Origin of the sequence: Pseudorhodoferax sp. (genome assembly GCF_047601025.1) — a bacterium.
Taxonomy (GTDB): domain Bacteria; phylum Pseudomonadota; class Gammaproteobacteria; order Burkholderiales; family Burkholderiaceae_C; genus Pseudorhodoferax.
The window spans coordinates 2,867,386-2,889,909 of sequence record NZ_JASGJZ010000001.1 but is presented as its reverse complement, the minus strand read 5'-3'; the positions used below and the strand labels follow the sequence as shown (position 1 = coordinate 2,889,909).

Sequence of the window (22,524 nt, the reverse complement as noted above, 5' to 3'; positions counted from 1 at the left end):
CGTCAAACCGGGGCTGCTTCAGGCTGGCACAGCCTGTTCTGACGGACAGGACCGCGGCGTGAGCGGGGTCCGGCGCGACGAAGAATGGCCGCCAGCAAGCCGAGGAAGTCGTGAGATCCGGCGTCGCCGCCACACCGCCGCTGCGGCTAGAAGACCAGCCGAGGCAAAGCTACCGAGTACCGGGTTGCGTATGCCACCCCCACTTGGCGAAGACACGCCGACCCTCTTCGGATTTCAGGTAGGCGACGAAACCGCGTGCTGCCTCAACATTCTTGCCTTTGGCGGTCAATACCACTCCGGCGTCTCGATAGATGCGATACGGCTCCTCCACGGGCACGACCTGCGCCAGGCCGGGATTGGCAACCTGCCAGATATTCCAGATCAGCCAGGCATCGATCTCGGGCCGCTCGGTCCATTGCCGGCGCGCCAACGCGCTGTTGGCCGCCTCCGGCAATACCAGGTTGCGCCGGAACGCCTTCACGATATCGATGTCTCCCGTCCGGCCTGCGACGTCTTCCCACAGCCCTGTCTGGCCGGCGCCGGCAACGGCCAGGATTTTGATGCCCGGTTTCAGTAGGTCGTGGAAGCCCTGGATCCCCTTGGGATTGCCTGGGCGCACCAGGATCGCCACCGGACGCAGGTAGAGCGGTTCGGCCTCACGCAGGTCGAAGGCACCCGGAAGCGCCTTGGCAAAGTCGCTCATCATGTTCTCGGCACCGCTGAACACGACGTCGGCGTCCGCTTTGGCCTTCTCCACCCACTGCGGAGTCGGTCCGGCCACCACCTCGACACGGACACCACTGGCCGCGCCGTACGCCTGGGCGGCCTCCTGCATGGCAGGGGCCGGTCCGCCCGGACCATAGACATTGATCGTCACCGGCTCGTTCGCCGCCGCGGTCAGCGCTGCCGCGGTCAGCGCGATGGCGGCCACCAGACGAAGGGGCGAGACCCTCGTGGACATTCTGAAACTGCACATGGATGTGCTCCGCAAGAAGAAGAGGAAAAGAGAAAAGCAGGTTCAGGCCACTACCTGCCGTTGCCGATCTGGCGATAGACCTCGGTGGAAACACGCCCCAGTTCCGCCCGGCTCGAGAAGGAGGAAAGCGCATAGCCGAACGAGCCATCGATCCAATAGAACACATTGACGTCACCCTCTCGCACGAACCGGAACGCAGTCTCGCCGGGCACGGCATTCCCTTCGCTGCGAGCCGCCGTCGTGGCGGCTCGCACTTCGTTGGAAACGTACAAGGTGAGCCGCGTTCCTACGGAGTCGCGGTACATGAACTGCGCCACGGGACCTGCGCCACCGGGCAGCAAGCGACCACCTTCCAGGGTGTAGCCGAGCGCTTGCAGGCGCGGTGGATGCATGGGGCTCCCCATGCGCTTGGACAGCCAGGTGACGAGCTGATCCTCGTGGAGGCCATCGATTTCCACCGCGCGCCGCTGGTCCGGCACAAAGACGGCATGGGCAACCGCCGCCCGCTGCGCAAAGCCGTTGGCGTTGCCGGCCTCCCCCCTTGCGGCGGTCGGCGATTGGTGGCGTGAAGCCGCAAGTTCGCCGCGCAGTCCCCAGCCCAGCACGCCCCCGGCGCATACCAGAGCGACGCTGGCCACCAGGCGCCAAGTCGTCCAGCGCGCAGCAGGACGAGCCGCCCGCAACAACCCGGCCGGGATCGGCTCATCGGCCACGCCGTCGAACAGCCCATGCAGCTCGCGGTTCTGCGCCCGCCACGCCGCCACGCGGTGCGCTTCGTGCGGATGCGCGGCGAGATAGGCGTCGACCTCGCGCGCGCGGCCTTCGGCCAACTGGCCGTCCACCAGCGCATGCAACTCGGCTTCAGTGACGGGGGAAGAGGTTTTCATGGCAGCAGCTCACTTCACGACCTTCATGCGTACAGGCGGTGCGCTTCCCTCCATCAGCGAGCGCAAGCGCTCGCGCCCGCGTGCCAGCCGCGACATCACCGTACCCGTGGGAATGCCCAGCGTCAGCGCCACTTCGGCATACGTCATGCCCTCCAGCCCGACCAGCAGCACCACCTCCCGCTGTTCGGCGCTCAGATGCAACAGCGCGTCCTGCAGGTCGAGCATCTCCGGGTGACCCGCGGAGGGCGCGGCGACAACGATGTCCTCTCCCTCCTGCCACTCGACCGTCGCCACCCCCGGTCGTCGCACCCTGTCGATGTACAGGTTGTGCATGATGCTGAACAGCCAGGCCCGCATGTCGGAGACTTGGGGCCAGTGCGACGCCTTGGACCAGGCCCGCTCCAGCGTCTCCTGGACGAGGTCATCCGCATCTTCCCGGTGGCGGGTCAGCGCACGCGCATAGCGCCTCAGCCGTGGCAGCCAGGCCAGCAGGATGTGCTCGTCGTGCAAGCTCATGCGTGGAGCGGCTCAGTGGGTCTGGGGTACCGGGAGCTTGGGGTCGATCTGCCAGATCTCGTTGACGATCCTGCCGTCACGGAACGTCAGGATGTAGCGCACCTGGATCCGGCCCTTGCCTTCGAACAGCACGTTCGCCGATACCGTCGCCCCTTGGGGGTTGGCCGACTCCTCCAGCGCGCCGACCTGGAGCCTGAGGGGGCCTTGCGACCCCGCGAACTTCGTCCAGACGCCGCGAATGGCATCGGCACTGGAATAACTGCCGTCCAGTGGCCCGCCCACCCATTGGAGCTGGGCCCCCTCGGCATAGGCACGCATCACCGCGTCGACGTCGCCGGCGGCAATGGCCTGGAAATGGCTGCGGGCATCATCGGCAGCCGCGGCGTGCACGGCGCTGGCGAGCAGGGACATGCCGCTGGCCACGGAAACAAGGAACAGGCGTTTCAGCATGGAGGCTCCAAGGGAAGATTGATCAGGACTTGAAGGACCATTTGTGGTCCGTCATCGCAGCAGACGTTCGCGGTCCTGGCTTTATTCCAGAGGCCCGGGAAAAATTCCATGGGACGCGGCCCACCCCGCCACAGCAAGGCCTGCACGCTTGGTCGGCCTCGTCACATCCGCCTCCACACCGTCAGTCTGCTTGGCGCGCCATTCCTTCAGCGTCCCGGTGGCTCACCGAACCTCCGTGCGGGGCCGGCGACCCTGAGCGGATGGGATGGGCATTCACCGCGCCGCTTTCTCAGCGCTGCACCACCCCCTGCGCAGTCATCTCCGTGCGGGCGGCGTCGACGCCCAACTGCGCGAGGTAGCCGCGCGCCGCTTCTCGCATGCGGGCCTGGATCTGCGCATCGGGCTGGCGTCGCAGGGCCTGGCGGGTGAGCGCCATGAACGTGCCCAGTATGGCGAGTTGTTCGTAGGCGTCCTGCTTCTCGGCGGTGCCGATGCGCGCAAAGCCGGGCTGGCCGACGACGGCGGGGCGCAATTGCTCGACCACGGCCGGGAAGTACGCGTCGGGGACGTCGCGGTCGTGGTAGGCCATCAGGTTGCCGGCGATGAAGGCGGCCAGCGCACCAGCCAGGTCGCCGCGGGGCACGCCCATGCGCGCCTCGACCTGGTGGTAGCCGTCCAGCAACTGGCGGAAAGTCCGCACCGCCTCGACGCGGCGCTGGGGCGGGTAGTGCTGGGCCAGCTTCTGTGGCGCGCGGGGCGTGGCCCGGACGGGCACGACGGTCATGGTTCGGGCGCGATGGTCCATGCCGCCTTCGACGAACGCCGCATTGCCCGCCTCTTGTCGCTTCTTCTGCCCCTTCTGGAGCATGCGCCTGGCCAGCACGCCCTGCATGAGGCCCGTGGCCAGGTCGTCGCTGGGCACGAAGATCGGCGGATCGGCCTGTGCGGTGGACAAGGCCGTGGTGAGCAGAGCTGCCAGCAGCGCGTGGACGGCGTCGCGCCACGAAATCCGCAGGCGGGGGAAGCAACGGGGCAAATGATTCATCCGTTCTCCTAGCGGCGAAGACTCTCCGATGCGGCCATCGGGAAGCAGCAGGCCGACGCCCCCCCCCCCGAGGATCGGGGAGACTGCCAGGTCAGCCTCGGCGACTGCCCTCGATGGGCCGCCCGCGCCACGCCAGCAGATGCACTGACGCACGATGATCACCCGGCGCTTCTTGCTTCAGCCATGCGGGCGCAGCGAGGCCTCGACCATCTGGCCTCCCCCGGGTAGTCCACCAGGCCGGCTCCAGCCCCGTCCCCCGATCCTCGGCTTTAAACGCATCCATGGCAACCCGGCCCCCACAGGATCCCCCTGACACGTCAAAAAGACAACGGGCTCGGGCGCCTGTCATCAATCGGGCCAGGTCGTTGGAAGCAGTTCCTTCCATCATGTGGAGACGATGGCCAAGAGACATGCCCCGGATGATGGGCAATGGGAGCGCATCAAGCACTTGTTGCCGGGCCGGGCAGGACAGCCCGGAGCCAGGGCCAAGGGCCGCCGATTGTTCGTGCATGCAGTGCTGTATCGCTACCGTGCCGGCATCCCCTGGCGGGACTTGCCGGCGCGCTTTGGCGATTTCCGCGTCGTGCACACACGCCACTCGCGCTGGAACACCAGCGGTGTGGGGCAGCGGGTATTTGAAGCCTTGGCGCAGAACGCGGACAACGAATACGCGCTGATCGACACGCACCATCGTGCGCGCCCATCAGCACAGTGCCGGGGCTAAAGGGGGAGCCCGACCACATCAAGCGCTCGGGCGCACAGCCGAGGCGGCCTGAGTACCAGGATCCACGCCACGGTCGATGCGCTGGGCCACCCCACGGACCTTCACCTCGCGCAGGGCCAGGCCCACGACCTTCAGGGTGCCGAATCCTGCTCAAGGCCAACACCCGCGCAGGCCGTCATCGCCGACAACGCCTACGAGGCCCTGCCCGGCCGATCGAGCCCTTGCTGCGCCAAGGCAAGGCCATGGTCATCCCTTCGCGGGGAACGAACGAACAGCCGCGCGAACATGACCGAGACCTGTGCGAGGCACGCCACCTGATCGCAAATTTCTTTGCGCGCCTGCAGCAGTGCCGTGCCAGTGCCACGCGCTACGACAAGGCTGTGCGCAACCTTCCGGGAGCCGTTCACCTAGCCGCAGCCATGGCGTGGCTTGCACCACAGGCCCGATCCACACGGCCTTTGCGGGCGCTGATTGATGACACGCCTAGCCGTCGCCCAGCAGCGCGGCCACGCGCTCGCCGATGGCCAGCGAACTGGTCAGCCCCGGCGATTCGATGCCGAACAGGTTGACGAGCCCGGGCAGGCCATGCTCGGCAGGCCCCTGGATCACGAAGTCGCGCGCCGGCTCGTGCGGCGCCTGGATCTTGGGCCGGATGCCGGCGTAGCCGGGCTGCAGCGCCCCATCGGGCAGGCCCGGCCAGTACTTGCGCACCTCGGCGTAGAAGGCGTCTCCGCGGCGCGGGTCGACGACCAGGTCGTCGGGCGACTCGACCCACTGCACGTCGGGCCCGAACTTGGCCTGGCCGCCCAGGTCCAGCGTCAGGTGCACGCCCAGGCCGGCAGCCTCGGGGGCCGGGTAGATCAGCCGCGAGAACGGTGCGCGCCCGGCCAGCGTGAAGTAGTTGCCCTTGGCAAAATGGCTGGGCGGCACCAGCGCCGGGTCCAGGCCCTCGCAGCGGCGCGCTAGCGCCTGCGCCGTCAGGCCCGCGGCGTTGACCACGGCGCCGGCCAGCAGCTCGGTGCCGTCGCGCATCGTCAGCACGAAGCCCCCGGGCACGCGGCGCGCACGCTCCACCGGCGTGTTCAGCGCGACCACGCCACCGGCGTTCTCGAAATCGCCCTGCAGCGCCAGCATCAGCCCATGGCTGTCGACGATGCCGGTGGACGGGGAATGGATGGCGGCGGTGCAGCGCAGCTGCGGCTCCAGCGCGCGCGCCTGGTCGGCCGACAGCAGCACGAGGTCGTCCACGCCATTGGCCGCGCCCTTGGCGACGATGCCGGCCAGCTGGGCGACCTGGGCCTCGTCGGTCGCGACGATCAGCTTGCCGCAGCGCCGGTGGGCGATGCCGCGCTCGGCGCAGTAGGCGTACAGCAGCGCCTTGCCGTGCACGCACAGCCCGGCCTTCAGCGAGCCCTGGGCGTAGTAGATGCCGGCGTGGATCACCTCGCTGTTGCGCGAGCTGGTGCCGGTACCGATGGCGTCGGCCGCCTCCAGCACCATCATCTCGCGGCCGGCGAAGGCCGGGGACAGCGCCAGCGCGCGCGCGGTGGCCAGGCCGACCACGCCGGCGCCGATCACGATCAGGTCGACGCGGTCCATCACAGGCTCCTCGGGTCGGTCGCCAGCAGCCGCTCGACCAGCGAGCGCAGATGGCCCTTGAGCCGCTCGGCGCCCTCGTGCAGCACCAGGGTCTGCTCGTCCATGTAGAGCTTGCGGTTGATCTCCAGCTGCACGCTGTGGCGCTGGCGCGCCGGGTCGCCGTAGCGGCGCACCAGCTCCACGCCCTTGTACGGGTGGTTGTAGGAGACGTCGTAGCCCAGGCCCTGCAGGTGCTCGCCGATCAGCCGCGACAGCGCCGGCGCGGCGGTGCTGCCGTCGCGGTCGCCGACCACGAAATCGGCATGCGCCAGGCCCGGAAAATCGGTGGCATAGCGCGAGGCCACGGCCGGCATCGAATGGCAGTCGACGTGCAGGCTGTAGCCGTGGCGCGCGTGCGCCGCGTCGATGGCCGCGGCCACGGCCGCGTGGTAGGGCTGCCAGCAGCGCGCGATGCGGCCCTGCACCTCCGCCACCGAGAGCTTGCGGTCGTACAGCGGCACGCCCTCGTCGGTGGTGCGCCAGATCAGGCCCTTGCCCAGCCGCACCTTGGACAGCACGCGCGGGTCGGTCGCGATCGGGCCGGGCCACGGTGCGTCCAGCAGCGATTCGTCGATCTCGGTCAGGTCGCGGTTGGCGTCCAGGTAGCTGCGCGGGAACAGCGCCTCGATCCAGGCCACGCCCAGCGCCGGCGCGAAGTCGTAGAGCTTCTCCACATGCGTGTCCTCGGTCCGGCGCAGCACCTGCAACGCGCAGACGCAGCCGAAATCCTCGGGATAGGTCGTGCCGCTGTGGGGGGAATCCAGAACCAGCGGGGTGCTTCCCGCCAGGGCGCGAACATAGGAAGACATGCGCCGGATTGTGCGGCAAAACACCGCCCCGGCGATCCCGCCCACGGGCACCCCGCGGTGCGGCCGCCACGCGGCCGAACCGTGGAATACTCCTCTCTCGGCAGGGCGCGTCCGGCACCGGGGCGCCTGCCGCACCTGGTGCCAATCCCATGATCGAGCTGCACTACTGGCCGACGCCCAACGGGTGGACCATCTCCATGATGCTGGAGGAGTGCGGCCTGCCCTACCGCATGGTGCCGGTCAACATCGGCCGCGGCGAGCATTTCACGCCCGAGTTCGTCGCGCTGATCAACCCGCACCCCAAGATGCCGGCCATCGTGGACCATGCGCCCGCCGGCGGCTGCCCGCCGCTGACGGTCAGCGAGACCGGCGCCATCCTGCTGTACCTGGCCGAGAAGGCCGGCTGCCTGCTGCCGGCCGCCGGCCCCGAGCGGCTGCAGGTGCTGCAGTGGCTGATGTGGCAGGTCGGCGGCCTGGGGCCCATGGCCGGGCAGTACGGCTATTTCCTGCAGTACGCAGCCGAGCACGTGCCCTACGCGATCGAGCGCTACGGCATCGAGGTGCGCCGGCTCTACGGCGTGCTGGACCGCCAGCTCGGCAGCACCGGCGCGCACGTGGCCGGCGCGGCGTTCTCGATCGCCGACATCGCCGTGCTGCCCTGGATCCGCATGCACAAGGCCCACCGCATCGACCTGGCGGCGCACCCGCACATCGCGCGCTGGCACGCCGCCGCGATGGCCCGGCCCGGCGTGCAGCGCGGGCTGGCGCTGGGCCGCGAGCTGCGCGCGCCGGTGCTCAGCGAGGAGGCGCGCCAGGCCCTGTTCGGCGGCGGCTCACAGGGCCGGCCGCGCTGATCCGCCTTCCAGCACCCCGCGGTTGAGCCGCAGCAGCCGGCCGCAGCGCGCGGCCAGCGATTCGTCGTGCGTCACCACCACGAAGGCCGTGCCATGGTCGCGCGCCAGCCGCAGCATCAGGCCGAACACGGCCTCGGCCGTGGCGCGGTCCAGGTTGCCGGTGGGCTCGTCGGCCAGCACGCAGCGCGGCGCGGCGACCAGCGCGCGCGCGATCGCCACGCGCTGGCGCTCGCCGCCCGAGAGCTCGGCCGGCCGGTGCGCCATGCGCTCGCCCAGGCCGACCTGCGCCAGCACCGCCGCGGCGCGCGCGGCCGCGGCGGCGCGCGTCTCGCGCCGGATCCACAGCGGCATGGCCACGTTGTCCAGCGCGCTGAACTCCGGCAGCAGGTGGTGGAACTGGTAGACGAAGCCCAGCTCGCGGTTGCGCAGCGCGCCCTGCGCGGCCGGCCCCAGCGCGCCCAGGTCCTGGCCGGCCAGCTGCACGCGGCCGGCCGAGGGCGCGTCCAGCCCGCCCAGCAGATGCAGCAGCGTGCTCTTGCCCGAGCCGGAGGCGCCGACGATGGCGACCGTCTCGCCGGCGTGCACCGCCAGGTCCACGCCCTGCAGCACCGTCAGGTCGATGCGGCCTTCGTGGAAGCGCTTGCCCAGGCCCTGGGCCAGCAGGATGGGGGCGTCACTCATAGCGCAGCGCCTCCGCCGGGTTCACGCGGCTGGCGCGCCAGCTCGGGTACAGGGTCGCCAGGAAGGCCAGGACCAGCGAGATCACGGCGATCGGCACGATGTCGCCCTGCTGCGGGTCGCTGGGCATGCGGTTGATCAGGTAGACCTCGCGCGGCAGGAAGCTGGCATGGAACAGCCGCTCCAGCGCCGGCACGATCACGTCGATGTTGAAGGCCACGGCCAGCCCCAGCGCCAGCCCGGCCAGCGTGCCGATCACGCCGACCATGGCACCCTGGACCATGAAGATACCCATGATGCTGCGCGGGCTGGCGCCCAGCGTGCGCAGGATTGCGATATCGGCGCGCTTGTCGGTCACCGTCATCACCAGCGTGCTGACCAGGTTGAACGCGGCCACGGCCACGATCAGCGTCAGGATGATGAACATCATGCGTTTTTCCAGCTGCACGGCGGCGAACCAGGTGGCGTTCTGGCGCGTCCAGTCGCGCAGCAGCAGGTCGCCCGACAGCGTGCCGGCCAGCTGCAGCGCCACCTCGCGCGCCTGGTGCAGGTCGCGCAGCTTGAGCCGCACGCCACTCGGGCCTTCGAGGCGGAACAGCCGCTCGGCGTCCTGGATGTGGACCATGGCCAGCGCCGAGTCGTACTCGTAGTGGCCCGAGTCGAACAGGCCCACCACCGTCATCTGCTTCAGGCGCGGCACCACGCCGGCCGGAGTGACCTGCCCCGAGGGCGCGACCAGCGTCACCGCGTCGCCCTCGTGCACGCCCAGGCCGCGCGCCAGGTCCACGCCCAGCACGATGCCGAACTGCCCCGGCACCAGCCGCGCGATGGCCGCGCCGCGCTGGCCGCCGGCCAGGTCGGTCACCTCGCCCTCGGTCGCCGGGTCGATGCCGCGCACCAGCGCGCCCTTCATGTCCTCGCCGCGCGCGATCAGCGCCTGGCTGGCGATGAACGGCGCCGCGCCAATCACCTGCGGGTTGCGCCGGGCCTCCTGCATGGTGCGCTGCACGTCGGGGATGGCCTGGCCCTGCGGCGCGTAGATCTCGATGTGCGAGACCACGCTCAGCATGCGGTCGCGCACCTCCTTCTGGAAGCCGTTCATCACCGACAGCACGATGATCAGCGCGGCCACGCCCAGCGCGATGCCCAGCATGGACACGCCGGAGATGAAGGAGATGAAGCCGTTGCGGCGGGTCGCCCGCCCGGCGCGGGTGTAGCGCCAGCCGACCGTCAGTTCATAGGGAATGGGCATCGACCGAGTGGACCGGCAGGAGACGCCCGCCGCGGAACCGGCGATTGTGGCACCGCGCCGCGGCCGCCCCTCAGGGCAGCGCCGCCGCGGCCAGGGCGTCCTGCTGCGCGAGGAAGCCCTGGATCTCCGCCGCCGCCAGCGGCCGGCTGAACAGGAAGCCCTGCAGCAGCTCGCAGCCGCGCTCGCGCAGCATGTCGGCCTGGCGCTCGGTCTCCACGCCCTCGGCCACCGCGATCACCTGCAGTGCGCGCGCCATCGCCAGGATGGTGTCCACGATCACGCGCGCGCCGTCGTTGCGCGACAGGTCCTGCACGAAGCTGCGATCGATCTTCAGCGTGTCGAACTGGAAGCGGCGCAGGTAGCCCAGCGCCGAGTAACCGGTGCCGAAATCGTCCAGCCCGATGCGGTAGCCGCGCCGGCGCAGCGCCTGCAGCGTGGTCACGGCGTTGTCGATGTCGTCCACCAGCGCGGACTCGGTCACCTCCAGTTCGATGCGCTGCGGCGCGATCGCGCCGGCTGCGGCCTCGATGCGCTCGACCAGATCGCTCGCGCCGAGCTGGGTGGCCGACAGGTTGATCGCCACGCTCAGCTCCGGCGGCCAGCCCGCGGCGTGGCGGCAGGCCTCGGCCATGACCCAGCGGCCGATGTCGTGCATCAGCCCCGCCGATTCGGCGATGCCGATGAACTCGGCCGGCTCGACCTCGCCCAGCTCGGGATGGCACCAGCGCAGCAGTGCCTCGAAGCCGCGCAGCCGGCCGCTGCTGGCGCAGACCTGGGGCTGGAACGCCAGCCGGAACTCGCCGCGCTCGACTGCGCCGCGCAGCGCCTGCTGCATCAGCACGCGCCGGCGCGTGGTCTCGGCCAGGCCCGCGTGGTAGAAGGCCCAGCGGTTGCCGCCCTGGCGCTTGGCCTCGTACATCGCGGCATCCGCGTGGTTCATCAGCGCATCCACGTCGTCGCCGTCGGCCGGCGCCAGCGCCACGCCGATGCTCGAGCGCAGCTGCAGCGGCCGGCCCTGCAGTTGCACCGGCTCGGCCAGCGCGGCCAGCAGGCGCTGCAGCAGCGGCTCCAGGTCGGCCTCGCGCCGCGTCCCCAGCGCCAGCAGCGCGAACTCGTCGCCGCCGAGCCGGGCGATGCCGTCGCTGCGCCGCGCCACGGTCTGCAGCCGCCGCGCGAAGGCCTGCAGCAGCGCGTCGCCAGCCGCGTGGCCCATGCCGTCGTTGACCTGCTTGAAGCCGTCCAGGTCCATCACCAGCACCGCCAGCGGCGCCGTGCGGCCGGCGTCGGCCTGCAGCTGCGCCTGCAGCGCCTCGCGGAAGCTGGCCCGGTTGCCCAGGCCGGTCAGCGCGTCATTGTGCGCCATCCAGCTCAGGCGCCGGTGCGCCAGCTGGCGCTCGGTCACGTCCGCGGCCACGCCGCGCCAGCCGGCCGGCACGCCGGCCGCGTCCAGCAGCGGCCGGGCCGTCAGCGCCCACCAGACCGTGTCGTCCCCCGCCCGCAGCGCCACCATCTGCTCGCGCATGGCGCCGCCCTCGCGCAGCCGCCGGCGCAGCGCCGCCATCAGCCGGCGCGCCTCCTCGCCGGGCGGGCACAGCCGGCGCAGCAGCGCCAGCGCGCGCAGCCGCCGCAGCCGCTCGCGCGGCACGCCCAGCCGCTCGGCCAGCCGCCTCGACGCCCGCACGAAGCGCCCGCCCGCGTCGATCTCCCACAGCACGTCGCTGGTGTGGTCCTCGAAGTCGCGCAGCAGCAACCCGATGACCTCGGCCTGCTGGTCGGCGCGCGCCTCGGCCAGCAGGCGCGCGGCGAAGGTCCGCGCGAACGCCCAGACCGCGTACACCACGGCCGTCGTGAACAGCGCCAGCATCAGCAGCGAGCCCGTCCACTGGTCGGCGCGCGCCAGCCCGAGCAGCCCCCCCGCCGCCACCAGCAGCACGAACGTGGTGCCCGCGCCCGGCAGCGTGAACAGCGCGAAACCGCCGCCGCAGATCATGCCCACGGTGATGGTGCCGACGAAGAAGCGGCCGTTCTCTTCCACCAGCGGGAACAGCGTGGCGGGCAGCACGGCCCAGGCCAGGCCCATCAGGCCGGCCTGCAGGGTCGCGCGCCACACGGCCCGCCGCGAGGCGGTCGCCCGCGGACCGGCGCGGCGCGAACGCAGCCAGCCGTGCAGGCCCCTGGACGCCAGCAGCACGATCACCACGCCCCAGCCCAGCAGCAGGGCATGCGGCGCATGCGACCACAGCACGATGGCGATCACGATCGCGTTCAGCACGTTGACCGCCATCAGCGCCGGCGTGATCGCCAGCAGGCCCTGCAGCTGGCGCGCGCGGAAACGGGCGGCGTCGGCCTCGGTCGCGTCGTAGACCCGGAACAGCGCCGCTAGCCGGCCGAGGACGCGCGGCAACCTCATCGGAGCAGCCCGGCCGCAGTGGGGAGCGCAGCGCAGCGGAGACGGACCTGCATGGCGTGGCGTGGCTCTGGTGGAATGCCTTCCGGGAGGCGACGCAGGCACCCCGGCGATGGCGACATTTGCTCATTTTAGTAACCACTGCTTGCACTGTGTTCGCTATCGCGCAGCACGAATCCCGGCGCTCCACGGCGGCCGGCCAACTCCGGGACAATCGCGCGCCATGCCTGCTCCCGCCGCCCTGCTGATTCCCCACGCCGCCAGCGACGCCCCGGCCTGCCGCGCCGCCCTGGGCACGCTGCAGCTGCCCGCGCTGGCGGCCCTGCTGGCGCGCCTGGCGCCCGGCCCCGTGCAGCGCCTGCCCGACGCGGCGCTGGACACGCCGGCCGAGCGCGCACTGGCCGAGGCCCTGGCGCTGCCCGGCGGCGACGGCCGCTGGCCCTGGGCCGCGCGCGCGGCGCGCCAGGCCGGCCTGGCGCCGGGCGACCGGGCCTGGGCGCTGCTGACGCCCTGCCACCTGGAAGTCGGTATGAGCGCCGTGGGCCTGACCGACCCGGCCGCGCTGCAGCTCGCGCCCGACGAAGCCGAGGCCCTGCTGGCCACGATGGCGCCCTACCTGGCCGAGGACGGCATCGTCTGCGAGCGCTGGCTGGGCCACGCCTGGCTGGCCCACGGCGAGCCCTGGCGCGGCCTGGCCACGGCCGGCCCCGAACGCGTGCTGGGCGAGGACGACCTGCACCCCTGGCTGCCCGGCAGCCCGCTGCTGCGCCGCCTGCAGAACGAGATGCAGATGCTGCTCTACACGCACCCCGTCAACGCCGCCCGCGAGGCCGCGCGCCGCACGCCGGTCAACGCGCTGTGGATCAGCGGCTGCGGCACCTGGCCGGCCGCGCCGCAGGCCGCCGCGGCCGAACCGCAGGTGGCCGTGCAGCTGCGCGACGGCGCGCTGCGCGGCGACGCCGCCGCCTGGGCGCAGGCCTGGACGCAGGTCGACCGCGAACACTGCGCGCCGCTGCTGGCCCGGCTGCAGGCCGGCGAACCGGTCGCGCTGACGCTGTGCGGCCGCCGCGCCTGGCAGCGCCTGGACGGCCGCCCGCGCCCGGCCTGGACGCGCCTGCTGGGCGGCTGGCGCACGGCCACCAGCCCCGCCGCCGTGCTGGAGGCGCTGTGAAGATCCGTCCGCGCGACGTGCCGCCGCGCGCGGCCTGGGCGCTGGAGCAGGCCGGCGTGCACCCGCTGCTGGCGCGGCTGTACGCGGCGCGCGGCATCCGCAGCCACGAGGAGCTCGACGACGGCCTGGCCCGGCTGCTGCCCACCGACACGCTGCGCGGCGCCGACGCCGCCGCCCGGCTGCTGGCCGACGCGATCGCGCGCGATGCCCGCATCTGCATCGTGGCCGACTACGACTGCGACGGCGCCACCGCCTGCGCCGTGGCCGTGCGCGGCCTGCGCCTGCTGGGCGCGCGCAGCGTGCGCTACCTGGTGCCCGACCGCGTAGTCGACGGCTACGGCCTCACGCCGCAGATCGCCGAACGCGTGCACGCCGGCGGCTGCGACCTGCTGGTCACGGTGGACAACGGCATCGCCAGCGTCGAGGGCGTCGCGCGCGCACGCGCGCTGGGCATGGCCGTGCTGGTCACCGACCACCACCTGCCCGGCCCGGCGTTGCCGGCGGCCGAGGTGCTGGTCAACCCGAACCAGCCGGGCTGTGCGTTCGAGAGCAAGTCCATCGCCGGCGTCGGCGTGATGTTCTACGTGCTGATCGCGCTGCGGGCCGAACTGCGCGCGCGCGGGGCCTTCGGCGCCGCGGCGCAGCCGCGGCTGGACGCGCTGCTGCCGCTGGTCGCGCTCGGCACCGTGGCCGACGTGGTGCGGCTGGACGCCAACAACCGCCGCCTCGTGGCCCAGGGCCTGCGCCGCATCCGCGCCGGCCACGCCCAGCCCGGCCTCGCCGCGCTGTTCGAGGCCGCGGGCCGCCGCGCCGCCCAGGCCACGGCCTTCGACTTCGGCTTCGCGCTCGGCCCGCGCCTGAACGCCGCCGGCCGGCTGGCCGATATGACGCTGGGCATCGAATGCCTGCTGGCCGACGACCCCGGGCGCGCCGCCGAGCTGGCGCGCACGCTGGACGCGATCAACCGCGAGCGCCGCGGCATCGAGGGCGAGATGCGCGAGCAAGCGCTGGCCGTGGCCGCGGCCCTGTGCGGGCCGGACGCCGCGCCGCCGCCGGCGCTGTGCGTCTACGACCCCGGCTTCCACGAAGGCGTGGTCGGCATCGTCGCCTCGCGGCTGAAGGACCGGCTGCACCGCCCGGCCTTCGTGTTCGCGCCCGCGCACGAGGGCGGTGCGCTCAAGGGCTCGGGCCGCTCGATCCCGGGCTTCCACCTGCGCGACGCGCTGGACCTGCTGACCAAGCGCCATCCCGGCGTGCTGCTGCGCTTCGGCGGCCACGCGATGGCGGCCGGCTGCACCGTGGCCGCCGACCGCTGGCCCGAGTTCGACGCCGGCCTGCGCGCGATCGCCGCCGAATGGCTGGACGAGGCGGCGCTGACGCGGCGGCTCGACACCGACGGCCCGCTGCCACCCGAGTACCGCCGCGCCGACATGGTCGACGCGCTGGAGCGCGAGGTCTGGGGCCAGGGCTTCGCGCCGCCGACCTTCAGCGAGGAGGTCGAGGTGCTGTCGCAGCGCCTGGTCGGCGAGCGCCACCTGGCGCTGAAACTGCGCCACCAGGGCCAGCCGGTGGACGGCATCTGGTTCGGCCGCGCCGAGCCGCTGCCCGACCGCGCGGTGCTGGCCTTCCGGCTCGGCGCCGACGAATGGCAGGGCCAGCGCCGCGTGCGCTTCGTGGTCGAAGGAATGGACGGCGGCGGCTGAGCGAGCCTCAGCGGCCGCGCAGCGGCTGCCCGATGGCCTGGCGCCAGCGCTGGATGAAGGCGCGGTAGGGCTCCAGCTGCAGGTCGCGCGTCAGTTCCGCGCCGGGCACGATGGGCCGCAGCGCCTGGCCCAGCTGCTGCGTCAGCTGCGCGGCCGTGGTCTGGCCCTGCACGTCGGCGCGCACCGCGTACAGGCCCTGGCGCGCGATCAGCGCCTGGCCGCGCCGCGACAGCGTGTAGTCCACCCACAGCCGCGCCGCGTTGGGCCGGCGCGCCCGCTGGGCGATCAACTGCAGCCGCGACAGCACCAGCGTGTAGTCGCTCGGGAACAGCACGCCGATCTCCGGGTGGCGGCGCGCCTGCGCCAGCGAGTAGGCGCCCAGCACGTTGTAGGCCACCGCCGCCTGGCCGCTGGCCACCTGGCGCAGCATGGCCCCGGTGGTCGCGGCGAAGCGCACGCCGGCCTTGCCCATGGCCTCGGCCAGTTCCCAGAACGCTGCCGGCATGGCGCGCGCGTCCTGCGCGGCCAGCAGGAAGCCGAGGCCCGACTTCTCCACGTCGAAGGTCATCACCTTGCCCCTGAGCGGCGCGGCCTGCGCGGCCAGCAGCTTGGCCAGGTCGGCATGCGTGCGCGGCGGCTCGGGCACCAGCTTCTTGTTGTAGGCGACGGCGATGGGCTCGAAGGTCGTCGCCCAGGCCTGGTCGTGCAGCCGCGCCCAGTCCGGCAGGCCGGCGCGCTCGGGCGAGGCATAGGCCAGCGCATAGCCCTGCTCGACCAGGCTGACCTGCAGGTCCATGGCCGAGCTCCACAGCACGTCCGCGGTGTCGCGGCCGAGCTGCGTCTCGGCCACGAAGCGGTGGTGCATCTCGGTGCTGGTCTGGTCCTCGTACTCCACGTGCACGCGGGGGTACATGGCCTGGAAGTCGTCCAGCAGCGGCTGCGCCACGTCGGTGTCGGTCGTGGCGTAGATGACCAGCCGGCCCTCGTCCTCGGCCGCGCGCACGGTGGCGGCGTAGTCTGCCGAGTAGCCGGCCGGCGGCGCGGCGCGCGGCGCGAAGTCCAGCAGCTCGTCCGCGTTCTGCGCGGCGGCCAGCCGGCTGGCGCCGAGCGCGGCCAGCCCCAGCACGAGGCGGCGGCGGGTGGCGAACGGAGGCAGTGCGTGCTCGTCCATGGCCTGCACCTCAGCCCAGGCGCGCCAGCGGGATCACGCCCAGCAGCAGCGTGGCCACCAGCATCACCACCGCCGCCGACAGCGCCCACAGCAGCGTGAAGCGCTGGTGGTCGCCGAACTCCACCTTGGCCAGGCCCACCAGCAGGTAGGTGGACGCGACCAGCGGGCTCAGCAGGTGCACCTGCTGGCCGACCAGTGAGGCGCGGCCGATCTCCGCGGCCGTGAAGCCGTGGATCGCGCCGGCCTTGGCCAGGATCGGCAGGATGCCGAAGTAGAACGCGTCGTTGGAGATGAAGAAGGTGAACGGCACGCTCAGCACCGCGGTGACCACCGCCAGGTAGGGCTCCAGCCAGTGCGGCAGGCCGGAGATGACGCTGGCCGCGATCGCGTCCACCATCTTCGTGCCCGACAGGATGCCGACGAAGATGCCGGCCGCGAAGATCAGCGCCACCACCGGCACGATGTTGGCGGCATGCGCCTCGAGCCGCTCCTTCTGCTCGCCCAGGCGCGGGTAGTTGATCATCAGCGCGATCGCGGCGGCCACCATGAACAGCACCTGCAGCGGGAAGGTGTCCATGATCAGCAGCACCATCAGCGCGATGGTCAGGGCGAGGTTGACCCAGATCAGGTGCGGGCGCGCGGTGGACTCGCTGGCGCCGACCGCGGGGTCGGCCACCACGCCCCCGCCCACCGGCAGGTCGATGCGGCCCAGGCGGCGCTGCTCGCGGCGGCCCAGCACGAAGGCGACGAACAGGCCCCAGGCGCCGGTGATGATCATCGGCAGGATCATCGGCACGAACAGCTGGCTCGCCTCGACGCCCAGCGCGCTGGCCGCGCGCGCCGTCGGGCCGCCCCAGGGCAGGATGTTCATGTTGCCGCCGGCCATCATGATCACGCAGGTCAGCACCAGCCGGCTGATGCCCAGCTTGTGGTACAGCGGCAGCATGGCCGCGCAGGTGATCATGTAGGTGGTGGAGCCGTCGCCGTCCAGCGAGACGCAGGTGGCGAGCAGGAAGGTGCCCATCACGATCTTGGTCGGGTCGTGGCCGACGATCTTCAGGATCATGCGCACGGCCGGGTCGAACAGCCCGGCGTCGATCATGATGCCGAAGTACAGGATGGCGAACATCAGCATCACGCCGGTCGGCGCGAGCTTCTTGATGCCATCGAGCATCATCGGCCCCAGGCCCATCCCGAAGCCGCCGATCAGCCCGAAAACGATCGGCACGATGATCAGCGCGATCATCGCCGACAGGCGCTTGGTCATGATCAGCGCCATGAAGACGATGATCATCGTGTAGGCAAGTGTGGTCAGCATCTTTCTTGTCTCCGCCAGCTCAGGCCACGAACCTGCAGGCAGAGGCCGCGGTGCGCGTGTCCATGTTGCGGCCGCGGTTCAGGTGGTCGTCGGCCTCGGCTGCGCAGCCTAGCATACGCGGGTACAGGAAGATCGTGAACGCGGCCGTCTCGAGCTCGCGCTCGCCGATCTGGCCGGCCGCCAGCGGCTGCCACAGCATCTTCAGCAGCAGCGCGGCGATCACCGCGTCCACGTTCACGCAGTAGACGTTGCGCGAGACGCCGGCGTCGTACAGCGCCTGCACCAGCTCGCGGTAGAAGGCGTGGAACACGTTGCGCTCGCCGCGTGCCTCGAACTGCCGGGCGATGAACACCTCGCGCGGGTCGTGGTTGACCGGCTTGTCCTTGAACACCGGGTGGTTCACGCCCGGCAGCTTGGCGATGTCCAGGCTGCCGGCGCTCTTCTTCTGCGTCTTGTAGCGGGCGTACTGCTCCACCGCACGCCGGGCCAGCGCCTGCAGGTCGACGCCGTGCTCGGCGGCGGAGGGGTCCTGCAGGCCGCTGTCCTTGAACTGCTCGCACAGGTAGGCGATGCCTTCGTAGCCGTTGCCGCCGTGCGCATAGCCGGTGTGCGTCAGAAAGCCCATCAGCGCCTTGTTCAGCTGCACGCGCTCGGGCTGCTCCGGCCCGTCGGAGGACACCGCGCCCTTGGCGCCCTGGGCCGAGATCGCGCCGGGGCCGTTGGTCAGCAGCAGGCCGACCAGGGTCTCGAACGCGAACAGGTCGTCCTGCTTGGGCAACTGGCCCAGCAGCGCGGCGAAGGCGATCTCGCCCAGGCGGAGCTGGCCGAGCAGCCGCGCGTCGTCGATGCCGCAGAAGCGGCCCTCGGCGTGCTGGCTCGCATCGGCCGAGGCGCCGATCAGCGTGCCGAACAGCTGCAGCCACCACGGGAAGCTCTCGGCCGTGACGCGCGAGATGCGCTTGCGCGACAGCGGCCCCCAGGCCAGCGTGGCGCTGATGGCCGCCAGCACCGCGGCCTCGGTCGGATGGCCGGGCTGGCTCTGCAGCCAGCGCAGGAACACCGAGCGCGCGCCGCGCGCCTGGACGCCGGCCAGCAGCCGCTCGGCCTGGGCGTCGGGCGCGGCGGCGGTCAGCGCCGGCCCGCCATCGGCGTCGACCCGGCCCACGTCGAAGTCGTCGGACAGCGAGGCGCCGAACTCGTTGCCCAGCCCCGCGGCATGGAAGCGCTCGATCATGAAGCGCAGCGCCTCGCGGGCGGCCTGCTGGCGCTTCGGCCCGACGATGGCGGCGGCGGCGGCCAGCACGGCGTTGGGCGCGTTGCCGGCCTCGCGGCTGGCCTGGGCCGCGGCCAACTCGGGCTTGCCGTGCAGGTTCACGTAGGCCGCGATGGCCGGCGCGACCAGCTTGCGGTCGTTCTCGCCGCCCACGTCGTGCACCAGGGCCAGCGCCACGTTGGACTCCAGCGGCAGCGTGGCGGCCGTCAGCATGCTGGTGCCGTGCAGGCTGCTGACCTGCGTCTTCGGGTCCATCTGCGAGGCGCCGGAGGCGTCCTTCATGGCCTGGCGCGGCACCACGCCGCCGATCTGCGTGTTCAGGAGCGCGATCTGCTCGTCGTACGGCGCGATGGCGCGCACCACCGGGATGCGCAGCGCCTCGGGCAGGTCCAGCCCTTCGTCGGAGCCGAACCAGGGCTTGAGCGCCAGGCTGCCCTCGGGCGCGAAGTCGGGCATGGTGGCGTTGGCGCGCATCACCGCCGTCAGCGCGGCCGGGATGTGGGCGATGTTGGTCACCACCGCGCCCCTGGCCGAGAACACCGGGTTCTCGGGCGTGAAGATGCCGTCCACGCCGAACTTCTCCATGAACCAGCGTTCCTTGGCCTGGGCGTCGTCGTTGCCGCCGGCCATGGCGCCGGCATGGCCCACGGCGCGCGTGAGCTTGCTCTTCCAGCGGCCGACCACGCAGGCCACCACCGGCTTGGTGAACTGCGCGTCGTACTCGTAGTAGCCGCCCGGCTCGCAGTACAGGACCGCGGCCTTGCTGCGCGCGTCGTTGGCCAGCGCGAAGGCGAACTCGGGCGCGGCGTAGTGGATGTAGACGTCCTTGCCGCTGCTGATGACGGTGGTCGTGCCCCAGCCGGCCATGCGCAGGTACTGCGCGATCGTGGTGGAGAAGCCACCGGAGTTGGAGAAGATCGCGATCGAGCCGGGCTTGAGCGAATCGCCGGGCTTGTCGCCGCCCAGCGCGCCGCCGATGCGCACCTGGTTCCACGAGTCGGCCACGCCCAGGCCGTTGGCGCCGAAGATGTCGATGCCGTTCTGCTGGCCCATGGCGCGGATCTCGCGCGCGTCGTGCACCGCGATCTTCTCGGTGATGATGAAGATCTTGCGCAGGTCCGGGTTCACGCGGATCAGCTCGGCCACGCCGTCGCGCGCGGCCGAGGGCGGCAGGTAGACCACGCCGCAGTTGAAGCGGTGGCCGGCGGCCAGCGCGTCGCGCACGTTGTTGTAGACCGGGATGTCGCCGATCGGCGTCTCCAGCACCGAGCCGCCCTTGCCGGGCGCGGTGCCGCAGACCACGTTGCCGCCGGAGTAGGCATGGCTCACGGGCGTCACGTCGCTGGATTCTCCGCCCAGGATGTTGAGCACGCAGACGCGGTCGTCGCGCGAGGCGACCTGCGTCAGCGAGCTGATGCCCACGTGGTACTTGAAGTCGCCGACGCCGCGCCGCTGCCAGTTGTTGTTCAGCATGATGTGTCTCCGCAGGAAATGAGGGTTCAGGCGGCCACCGGGGCCTCGATGCCCAGGCGGCTGGCGACCTGCTGGCGGCCGCCGTTCTGCATCCAGGCGTCCACGTCCTTGGCGAACTGGATCACCTCGCTCATGTCCGAATCGAAGCCGAACAGCCGGTACGGCAGGCCCAGCGCGTCGCAGGTGTCGCGCAGCGCGCCCATGCCGCGCACCAGGTTCGGGCCGCCGCGGCCCAGCACCACGTACAGCGGCGTGGGGCCGTGCGCGCTGAAGTGCTCGCGCAGCGCGTCGGCCATGGCGCGCAGCGTCTCGAAGATGTCGGTGTTGTTGCTCTTGCCGCCGATGATGAACAGCACGTTGGCCTGGCGCAGCCAGTGCTTGAAGCAGATGCGCGCGACCTCCTTCATCTTCTCGTAGGGCGGGTTGCCGCCGAAGTCCGAGCTGATGATGGCCGCGTCGCCCAGCATCTCGGTGACCAGCGAGTTGGCGCCGCCGCCGAAGGTCGGCGCCAGCACCGTGCCCTTGTCGTTGATGACGTACACGTCGCTCTGGCCCTGGTGGGTGCGCAGCGTGTTGATCTCCTGCTCGAAGGGCGAGTAGTCGGCGGCGAACAGGTGCACGGGCAGCTTCAGGCGCAGCCAGCGCGGGTCGTCGCGGTCGAAGCCGCACTTGAAGTCGCAGGCCACCGGCGTCAGGCGGCCCCGCTTGTCCGGCCGCATGCGAATCGGGTTCAGCTCCAGCGTGGTCATGCCGAAGTTGTGGAACAGTTCCCACAGCTTGGGCAGCTGCTGCACCAGCGGCGAGATGATCTCCCGGGGCGCGCCGATCTCGGTCAGCGCGTTAGCCACGACGAAGGCCTTCAGGCCGGTCAGCGGGTCGAACGGCACCTGGGCCACCAGGCTCTTGTCCAGCTCCTCGATGTCCATGCCGCCCATGTGCGTGAGCGTCATCATCGGCGCCCGGTAGTGCGTGGAGTCGGTGATCGAGAAGTAGACCTCGTGCTCGGCCGGCACGCCGGCCTCGAAGGTCACGCCATTGGCCTTGGCCCGCTGGTTGCCGTGCACGTGCTCGGCGAAGTACAGGCGCTCCTTCTCGGCCAGCGCGGTCTGCATGTCCTTGGCGCGGCCCAGCAGGCCGGCCTTGCCCTTCTTGCCCACGCCGCCCTTGAAGACCGGCTTGACGAACAGGAGGCCGTGCTTGTCGAGCATGGCCTTGATCTCCTCCTCGGTGGCGCCGGGACCGAGGACTTCGGTCGTGGGAAAGCCTGCGAATTCGAGCAGGCGCGACCCGTGCAACATGCCGGTGATCTGCATGGCGTTGTCTCCGTTGGTTGTGGTGAGGGGAACGGCTTCGATGCTAGGAATCGAAGCTTTCAGTCCGCCATCACGGAGTCGAGGGATAACCCCGATGGCACGCCATGCGCGCCGGGCGCGTGGATTCAGCCGGCCAGCACCTCGCGCACCGCGGCGAGCTGCCGGCGCGACACGGCCAGCGGCTCGTCCAGGCCGTGCAGGCGCACGGCCCAGCCCTCGCCTTCCTCGGGGTCGTGGTGCTTCTCGAGCGCGCGCAGGGCCTTGCGCGCCACCAGCGCGTTGCGGTGCACGCGCAGGAAGTGCTCGGGATGGCGCGCCTCCAGGTCGTTCAGCGCGCCGTCGAGGATGTAGCTGCGCGCCAGCGTGCGCACCGTCACGTACTTCAGCTCCGCCTTCAGGTACAGCACCTGGGCCAGCGGCACGCGCTCGGTACGGCCGCGGTCCTGGATCAGGATGAAGGCGTCCGCGTCCGGCTCGGCCGGCTGGCCCGCCAGGCCGCGCAGCCGCTCGACCTTCTGCAGCGCATGCTGCAGCCGCTGCAGCCGCACCGGCTTGGTCAGGTAGTCCACGGCCTCGACGTCGAAGGCCTGCAGCGCATGCTGGGCATAGGCCGTCACGAACACCACCGCCGGCGGCTGCGGCAGCGCGCGCAGGCCGTTGGCCAGCACCAGGCCGTCGCGGCCGGGCATGTGGATGTCCAGCAAGGCCAGGTCGAAGCGCTCGCGCTGCAGCAGCGCCATCGCCTCGGCGGTGCTGGCGGCCTCGCCGCAGACCAGCGCCGCCGGCGCATGGCAGTCGCCCAGCAGCGTGCGCAGGCGCGCACGCGCCAGCGGCTCGTCGTCCACGATCAACACGCGCAATGCCAT

At 71.5% G+C, this 22,524-nt stretch carries 18 protein-coding genes and 1 pseudogene; 4 read left to right on the top strand and 15 right to left on the bottom strand.

Going from position 1 to position 22,524, the window contains the following annotated elements; genetic code table 11:
* Positions 1 to 169: 169 nt before the first annotated feature.
* The 5 genes from QM782_RS13560 to QM782_RS13540 all read right to left on the bottom strand — a co-directional run bounded on the left by QM782_RS13560 (position 170) and on the right by QM782_RS13540 (position 4,036).
* Positions 170 to 934 carry a substrate-binding domain-containing protein gene (locus QM782_RS13560; RefSeq protein WP_415205648.1) on the bottom strand — a complete coding sequence of 255 codons (765 nt, stop codon included), beginning with the start codon at positions 932 to 934 and terminating at the stop codon, positions 170 to 172.
* 92 nt (positions 935 to 1,026) lie between these two features.
* Positions 1,027 to 1,863, bottom strand: a complete 837-nt coding sequence (locus tag QM782_RS13555) for an anti-sigma factor family protein (RefSeq protein WP_415203432.1) — start codon at positions 1,861 to 1,863, stop codon at positions 1,027 to 1,029.
* A gap of 9 nt (positions 1,864 to 1,872) precedes the next feature.
* On the bottom strand, positions 1,873 to 2,379 hold the full coding sequence (locus tag QM782_RS13550) for an RNA polymerase sigma factor (RefSeq protein ID WP_415203431.1): 507 nt from the start codon (positions 2,377 to 2,379) through the stop codon (positions 1,873 to 1,875).
* Positions 2,380 to 2,391: 12 nt separating this feature from the next.
* A complete protein-coding gene (locus tag QM782_RS13545; protein ID WP_415203430.1) occupies positions 2,392 to 2,829 on the bottom strand; it encodes a nuclear transport factor 2 family protein in 438 nt (145 codons plus the stop codon).
* A 289-nt stretch (positions 2,830 to 3,118) separates the two neighbouring features.
* The gene (locus QM782_RS13540) at positions 3,119 to 4,036 is read right to left on the bottom strand and encodes a DUF6683 family protein (protein WP_415203429.1); all 918 of its coding nucleotides are present in this window, start codon (positions 4,034 to 4,036) and stop codon (positions 3,119 to 3,121) included.
* Positions 4,037 to 4,271: 235 nt separating this feature from the next.
* Between QM782_RS13540 and QM782_RS13535 the strand changes: the two are divergent.
* Positions 4,272 to 5,026, top strand: a pseudogene (locus QM782_RS13535) (IS5 family transposase); the annotation flags it as partial.
* A 55-nt stretch (positions 5,027 to 5,081) separates the two neighbouring features.
* On the opposite strand, the gene QM782_RS13530 reads toward QM782_RS13535, so the two are convergent.
* Together QM782_RS13530 and QM782_RS13525 are read right to left on the bottom strand one after the other, a co-directional pair.
* Positions 5,082 to 6,197, bottom strand: a complete 1,116-nt coding sequence (locus QM782_RS13530; RefSeq protein WP_415203428.1) for an NAD(P)/FAD-dependent oxidoreductase — start codon at positions 6,195 to 6,197, stop codon at positions 5,082 to 5,084.
* Positions 6,197 to 7,045 (bottom strand): N-formylglutamate amidohydrolase, encoded by an 849-nt coding sequence (locus QM782_RS13525; RefSeq protein WP_415203427.1) that lies wholly within the window; start codon positions 7,043 to 7,045, stop codon positions 6,197 to 6,199. Before QM782_RS13525 ends, QM782_RS13530 begins: the two co-directional genes overlap by 1 nt.
* 149 nt (positions 7,046 to 7,194) lie before the next feature.
* On the opposite strand from QM782_RS13525, the gene QM782_RS13520 reads away from it, so the two are divergent.
* Positions 7,195 to 7,899 carry a glutathione binding-like protein gene (locus tag QM782_RS13520; protein ID WP_415203426.1) on the top strand — a complete coding sequence of 235 codons (705 nt, stop codon included), beginning with the start codon at positions 7,195 to 7,197 and terminating at the stop codon, positions 7,897 to 7,899.
* Here the strand turns inward: QM782_RS13520 and lolD are convergent.
* From lolD to QM782_RS13505, 3 genes are all read right to left on the bottom strand, one after another.
* Positions 7,879 to 8,580 carry a lipoprotein-releasing ABC transporter ATP-binding protein LolD gene (gene lolD, locus QM782_RS13515; protein WP_415203425.1) on the bottom strand — a complete coding sequence of 234 codons (702 nt, stop codon included), beginning with the start codon at positions 8,578 to 8,580 and terminating at the stop codon, positions 7,879 to 7,881. The genes QM782_RS13520 and lolD overlap by 21 nt on opposite strands.
* A complete protein-coding gene (locus QM782_RS13510) occupies positions 8,573 to 9,829 on the bottom strand; it encodes a lipoprotein-releasing ABC transporter permease subunit (protein WP_415203424.1) in 1,257 nt (418 codons plus the stop codon). Before QM782_RS13510 ends, lolD begins: the two co-directional genes overlap by 8 nt.
* A 70-nt stretch (positions 9,830 to 9,899) precedes the next feature.
* Positions 9,900 to 12,239, bottom strand: coding sequence for a putative bifunctional diguanylate cyclase/phosphodiesterase (locus QM782_RS13505; protein ID WP_415203423.1), 2,340 nt, complete (start codon positions 12,237 to 12,239; stop codon positions 9,900 to 9,902).
* 220 nt (positions 12,240 to 12,459) lie between these two features.
* Here QM782_RS13505 and QM782_RS13500 point away from each other — a divergent pair, with 220 nt between their 5' ends.
* Positions 12,460 to 13,407 (top strand): hypothetical protein, encoded by a 948-nt coding sequence (locus QM782_RS13500; protein WP_415203422.1) that lies wholly within the window; start codon positions 12,460 to 12,462, stop codon positions 13,405 to 13,407.
* A complete protein-coding gene (gene recJ / locus QM782_RS13495) occupies positions 13,404 to 15,110 on the top strand; it encodes a single-stranded-DNA-specific exonuclease RecJ (protein ID WP_415203421.1) in 1,707 nt (568 codons plus the stop codon). Before QM782_RS13500 ends, recJ begins: the two co-directional genes overlap by 4 nt.
* 7 nt (positions 15,111 to 15,117) lie before the next feature.
* Here recJ and QM782_RS13490 read toward each other — a convergent pair whose 3' ends face one another.
* The 5 genes from QM782_RS13490 to QM782_RS13470 all read right to left on the bottom strand — a co-directional run bounded on the left by QM782_RS13490 (position 15,118) and on the right by QM782_RS13470 (position 22,524).
* Entirely contained in the window at positions 15,118 to 16,281 is a 1,164-nt protein-coding gene (locus QM782_RS13490; protein ID WP_415203420.1) for an ABC transporter substrate-binding protein, read from the bottom strand.
* A gap of 10 nt (positions 16,282 to 16,291) precedes the next feature.
* Complete coding sequence (locus QM782_RS13485; protein ID WP_415203419.1) at positions 16,292 to 17,599, bottom strand: CitMHS family transporter; 1,308 nt, start codon at positions 17,597 to 17,599, stop codon at positions 16,292 to 16,294.
* A 19-nt stretch (positions 17,600 to 17,618) separates the two neighbouring features.
* On the bottom strand, positions 17,619 to 20,345 hold the full coding sequence (locus QM782_RS13480) for a CoA-binding protein (protein WP_415203418.1): 2,727 nt from the start codon (positions 20,343 to 20,345) through the stop codon (positions 17,619 to 17,621).
* Between the two features lie 26 nt (positions 20,346 to 20,371).
* On the bottom strand, positions 20,372 to 21,658 hold the full coding sequence (locus QM782_RS13475) for an ATP citrate lyase citrate-binding domain-containing protein (RefSeq protein WP_415203417.1): 1,287 nt from the start codon (positions 21,656 to 21,658) through the stop codon (positions 20,372 to 20,374).
* A gap of 125 nt (positions 21,659 to 21,783) precedes the next feature.
* Positions 21,784 to 22,524 (bottom strand): LytR/AlgR family response regulator transcription factor, encoded by a 741-nt coding sequence (locus QM782_RS13470; RefSeq protein WP_415203416.1) that lies wholly within the window; start codon positions 22,522 to 22,524, stop codon positions 21,784 to 21,786.

Coding starts and splice junctions, on each gene's coding strand:
- QM782_RS13525 (WP_415203427.1), bottom strand. CDS start 7,045: ATGTCTTCCTATGTTCGCGCCCTGGCGGGAAGCACCCCGCTGGTTCTG.
- QM782_RS13545 (WP_415203430.1), bottom strand. CDS start 2,829: ATGCTGAAACGCCTGTTCCTTGTTTCCGTGGCCAGCGGCATGTCCCTG.
- QM782_RS13550 (WP_415203431.1), bottom strand. CDS start 2,379: ATGAGCTTGCACGACGAGCACATCCTGCTGGCCTGGCTGCCACGGCTG.
- QM782_RS13485 (WP_415203419.1), bottom strand. CDS start 17,599: ATGCTGACCACACTTGCCTACACGATGATCATCGTCTTCATGGCGCTG.
- QM782_RS13490 (WP_415203420.1), bottom strand. CDS start 16,281: ATGGACGAGCACGCACTGCCTCCGTTCGCCACCCGCCGCCGCCTCGTG.
- QM782_RS13470 (WP_415203416.1), bottom strand. CDS start 22,524: ATGGCATTGCGCGTGTTGATCGTGGACGACGAGCCGCTGGCGCGTGCG.
- QM782_RS13505 (WP_415203423.1), bottom strand. CDS start 12,239: ATGAGGTTGCCGCGCGTCCTCGGCCGGCTAGCGGCGCTGTTCCGGGTC.
- QM782_RS13530 (WP_415203428.1), bottom strand. CDS start 6,197: ATGGACCGCGTCGACCTGATCGTGATCGGCGCCGGCGTGGTCGGCCTG.
- QM782_RS13480 (WP_415203418.1), bottom strand. CDS start 20,345: ATGCTGAACAACAACTGGCAGCGGCGCGGCGTCGGCGACTTCAAGTAC.
- QM782_RS13520 (WP_415203426.1), top strand. CDS start 7,195: ATGATCGAGCTGCACTACTGGCCGACGCCCAACGGGTGGACCATCTCC.
- QM782_RS13475 (WP_415203417.1), bottom strand. CDS start 21,658: ATGCAGATCACCGGCATGTTGCACGGGTCGCGCCTGCTCGAATTCGCA.
- QM782_RS13555 (WP_415203432.1), bottom strand. CDS start 1,863: ATGAAAACCTCTTCCCCCGTCACTGAAGCCGAGTTGCATGCGCTGGTG.
- lolD (WP_415203425.1), bottom strand. CDS start 8,580: ATGAGTGACGCCCCCATCCTGCTGGCCCAGGGCCTGGGCAAGCGCTTC.
- QM782_RS13500 (WP_415203422.1), top strand. CDS start 12,460: ATGCCTGCTCCCGCCGCCCTGCTGATTCCCCACGCCGCCAGCGACGCC.
- QM782_RS13510 (WP_415203424.1), bottom strand. CDS start 9,829: ATGCCCATTCCCTATGAACTGACGGTCGGCTGGCGCTACACCCGCGCC.